A 4697-nucleotide genomic window follows, 5' to 3' on the forward strand; every position below is an offset into this window, starting at 1 on the left:
GCGGCTGAGTTGGGTTGGAAGCACAAGCGGTTGTCGGTGTCGCATGCGTTCCATTCGCCGTTGATGGATCCGATGCTGGAGGAGTTCGCGGCTGCGCTTGAGGGGATCGAGTTCCGTGAGCCGGTGGTCCGGTTGATGTCGGGTGATCCGACGAGTCCGGAGTACTGGGTTCGGCATGTGCGTGAGGCGGTGCGGTTCGCCGATGCGGTGCAGGCGATGGTGGCCGATGGTGTGGGTACGTTCCTGGAGCTGGGGCCGGACGGGACGCTGTCGGCGATGATCCAGGAGAGCGCCGAGGTGACGACCGTGCCGATGCTGCGGCGCGGCCGTGATGAGGAAACGTCGGCGGTCACCGCCGTGGCCGGCGTGTTCGCGCACGGGGTGGCCGTGGACTGGGAGGCGTTCTTCGCCGGCACGGGCGCCCGCCGGGTCGCACTGCCGACCTACGCCTTCCAGCACGAACGGTTCTGGCCCGAGCGGACCGGTGCCACCGGCGACGTGTCCGGTGCGGGCCTCGCTTCGGTCGAACACCCACTGCTGGGCGCGGCCGTTGCCGTCGCCGGCGGCGAGGTCACCGTGCTCACCGGGCGGCTGTCCGTGCGGTCCGTGCCGTGGCTGGCGGATCATGCCGTGCACGGCCAGGTTCTGTTCCCCGGCACCGGGTTCATCGAGCTGGCGCTGCGTGCCGGCGACGAGGTCGGGCTGGACCGGATCGACGAGCTGACCCTGGCGGTCCCGCTCGTTCTGCCCGAAACCGGCGCGGTGCATATACAGGTGCGGGTCGACGGCACTGCCTTCGGCGTGTTCTCCCGCCCCGAACACACCGACGGTCCGTGGACACAGCACGCGTTCGGCGCCCTGGCCGCCTCCGAGGCCGCCACGGCCGACTTCTCCACGTGGCCGCCGGCCGGTGCGGAAGCCATCGCCCTGGACGGTTTCTACGAGCGGCTCGCCGACCTCGGCTTCGGCTACGGCCCGATGTTCCGCGGTCTCACGGCCGCCTGGCGCCGCGGCGGCGATATCTACGCGGAGGTCGTGCTGCCGGACCGGACGGCCGGCCAGGCCGACGCATACGGTCTGCACCCGGCGCTGCTGGACGCGGTTCTGCACGCGGCGTCGCTGACCGGCGACACCGATCGCAGTGTGCTCCCGTTCGCCTGGGAGGGCGTGACCCTGCACGCCTCGGCGGCCGCCGCGCTGCGCGTGGTCCTGACCGGCAATCCCGCCGACGGCGTCACCATCGCCGCCGCCGACACAGCCGGCAACATGGTTGCCACCGTCGACTCGCTCGTGTTCCGCGAGTTCGCCGCCGATCAGGTCGGCCCAGGCACCGACGCGCTCTACCGGATCGACTGGTCGGCACGGGCACGCGCCGGCAACGAGCCGGTGACCGCCGTCGTGCTCGGCGACGACCCGCGCGGTGTCGCCGACCGGTTGCGTTCGGCAGGCGTCACTGTCTCGGCCACCGTCGACCTGGCCTCGCTCGGCGACGCCCCCGGCGCCCCCGACGCCGTCGTCGTACCTCTCGCCGCCGACGGTGACGTGCTCACCGGAACCCACGACCTCGCCGCCCGTGTGCTGAGCCTGCTCCAGCGCTGGCTCGCGTCCGACGTGTCGTCCAACGAGACCCGGCTGGTGTTCGTCGTCGACGGCGCCGATCCGGCAACGGCCGCGCCGTGGGGCCTCGTGCGGTCCGCCCAGACCGAGAACCCCGGCCGCTTCGTCCTCGTCGATGCCGACCACGGACCGCTGCCGCTGGGCGCGGTCCTCGCCACCGACGAGCCCCAGGTGCGCGTGCGGGACGGCGAGGTTCGGGCCGCTCGGCTCGCCCGCCTCACCGCCCCCGCCGCGAGCACGGACTGGGACGCCGACGGCACGGTCCTGATCACGGGTGGCACCGGCGGGCTCGGCGCGAGCCTCGCACGGCACCTCGTCGCCGAGCACGGCGTGCGGCACCTGCTGCTGCTCAGTCGCCGCGGACCCGACGCCGAGGGCGCCACCGAGTTGGTCGCCGATCTGACCGGACTCGATGCCACCGCAACGGTCCTCGCCTGCGACGTGACGGACCGGGAGGCGCTGGCGGCGGCACTTGCCACCGTGGCGGCCGGGCACCCGCTGCGTGCCGTCGTGCACGCCGCCGGTGTGCTGGACGACGGTGTCATCGACTCCCTCACGCCCGAGCGCCTCGCCACGGTGTTGCGAGTGAAGGCGGATGCCGCCTGGCACCTGCACGAGCTGACCACCGACCTCGACGCCTTCGTGCTCTTCTCCTCGGTCGCCGGCATCCTCGGCGCGGCCGGACAGGGCAATTACGCGGCGGGCAACGCGTTCCTCGACGCCCTCGCCGCCCACCGCCGCGCCCACGGACTGCCCGGCCTGTCGCTCGCGTGGGGCGCGTGGGCGCCCGAGACCGGCATGACCTCCGGGCTCACCGACGCCGACCGCGCCCGCCTCGCCCGCGAAGGCGTGCCGCCGCTGACGGTCGAGCAGGGCATGGCGCTGTTCGACGCGGCCCTGTCCGTGCCGGACGAGGCGGTGGTGTCGCCCGTGCTGCTCGATCTGGCGGCGGTGCGGGCTCGTGGCGAGGTGCCCGCCTTGCTGCGCGGACTCGTGCGCATGCGGGGCCGGCGGATCGCGGCGCAGGGAGGGGAGGTGGCCGACGGCCTGGCCCGCCGCCTCGCAGCGCTCCCGGAGGCCGACCGCACGGAGGTCGTGCTCGACCTGGTTCGTGGCCGGGTGGCGGCCGTGCTGGGCTACGACGCCTCGGCGCCGGTGGATCCGGAGCGCTCGTTCCGGGAGCTGGGCATGGATTCGCTGACGGCGGTGGAACTGCGCAACGGCCTGGCCGCCGTGACCGGGTTGCGGCTGCCGGCGACGCTCGTGTTCGACTACCCGACCTCCGCCGGGCTGGTGGCCTACCTGATCGGGGAACTGCTGGGGATCGAGCCGGCGGAGACGCCGGTCGCGTCACTGCCGTCCGTGTCCGACGACCCGGTGGTGATCGTGGGCATGGCGTGCCGCTACCCGGGTGGGGTGCGGTCGCCGGAGGACCTGTGGCAGCTGGTCACCGACGAGGTGGACGCCGTGTCGGCATTCCCGGACAACCGGGGCTGGGACCTCGACGGCCTGTACGACCCCGACCCCGACCACCTCGGCACCTCGTACGCGCGTGAGGCGGGTTTCCTGCACGACGCGGGGGAGTTCGACGCGGAGTTCTTCGGCATGAGCCCCCGGGAGGCGCTCGCCACGGACGCGCAGCAGCGTCTGCTGCTGGAGACGTCGTGGGAGGCGCTGGAGCGGGCGGGCATCGATCCGGTGTCGCTGCGGGGCAGCCGCACCGGTGTGTTCGCCGGCGTCATGTACAGCGACTACTCGGAACTGCTGAACGCCCCGGAGTTCGAGGGGTACCGCGGCAACGGCAGCGCACCGAGCGTGGCGTCCGGCCGCGTCGCCTACAGCTTCGGCTTCGAGGGCCCGGCGGTCACGGTCGACACGGCGTGTTCGTCCTCGTTGGTGGCCCTGCACTGGGCGGCCCAGGCGTTGCGGTCGGGTGACTGTGATCTGGCGCTGGCCGGCGGGGTGACCGTGCTGTCCACCCCGAACCTGTTCGTCGACTTCTCCCGCCAGCGGGGTATGTCCGTCGATGGCCGCTGCCGGTCCTTCGCCGACTCCGCCGACGGTGTCGGGTGGTCCGAGGGTGTCGGCATGCTGGTGGTGGAGCGGCTGTCGGACGCGGTGCGCAACGGTCACGAGATCCTTGCCGTGGTGCGGGGTTCGGCGGTGAACCAGGACGGCGCGTCGAACGGCCTGACGGCGCCGAACGGGCCTTCGCAGCAGCGGGTGATCCGGCAGGCGCTGGCGAGCGCGGGGCTGTCACCCGCGGACGTGGATGTCGTGGAGGGTCACGGCACCGGTACGTCGTTGGGTGATCCGATCGAGGCGCAGGCGCTGCTGGCGACCTATGGGCAGGACCGTGAGACGTCGTTGCTGTTGGGTTCGGTGAAGTCGAACATCGGGCACACACAGGCCGCCGCCGGTGTCGCCGGTGTGATCAAGATGGTCGTGGCGCTCCGCCACGGTGTTGCGCCGCGGACCTTGCACGTGGACCGGCCCTCGTCACACGTGAACTGGGGAGCCGGTGACGTCGAGCTGGTGACTGAGGCGAGGGCGTGGCCGGTGGTGGAGCGGCCGCGGCGGGCGGCTGTGTCGTCGTTCGGGATCTCCGGGACGAACGCGCACACGATCCTGGAGCAGGCTCCGGCCAGTGAGGTCGTTGAGCCGGCGGTGGTGGATGTCGTGGTGCCGTGGCTGGTGTGCGGCCGGTCCGGGGCGGCCGCCCGTGAGCAGTTGGCCCGGCTGGCGGAGGTTTCCGCGCGGCCGCTGGACGTGGCGTACTCCCTGTTGTCGCGGTCGCGGTTCGACCACCGTCTGGTTTCGGTGGGCCGGACGTCGGGTGAGCTGTCGGCGGCCGGGGTGGAGGGGGTGGCTGGTGATGGTCGGTTGGGGGTTGTGTTCACGGGTCAGGGTGCGCAGTGGTTGGGGATGGGGCGTGGGTTGTATGGCCGGTTCCCGGTGTTTGCGGAGGCGTTCGATGCGGTGGTTGCGGAGTTGGGGGCGGATGTCCGGGAGGTGATGTGGGGTGAGGATGCGGATGTGTTGGACCGGACGGGGTGGTCGCAGCCGGCGTTGTTCGCGCT

Annotated in this window: 1 pseudogene; it reads left to right on the top strand. The window is 72.5% G+C overall.

Annotation, left to right across the window (positions count from 1 at the left end):
• Positions 1 to 6 precede the first annotated feature (6 nt).
• Positions 7 to 4697, top strand: a pseudogene (locus tag AC07CM_RS50350) (SDR family NAD(P)-dependent oxidoreductase); the annotation flags it as partial.

Source organism: Streptomyces sp. NPDC044061 (assembly GCF_056434305.1).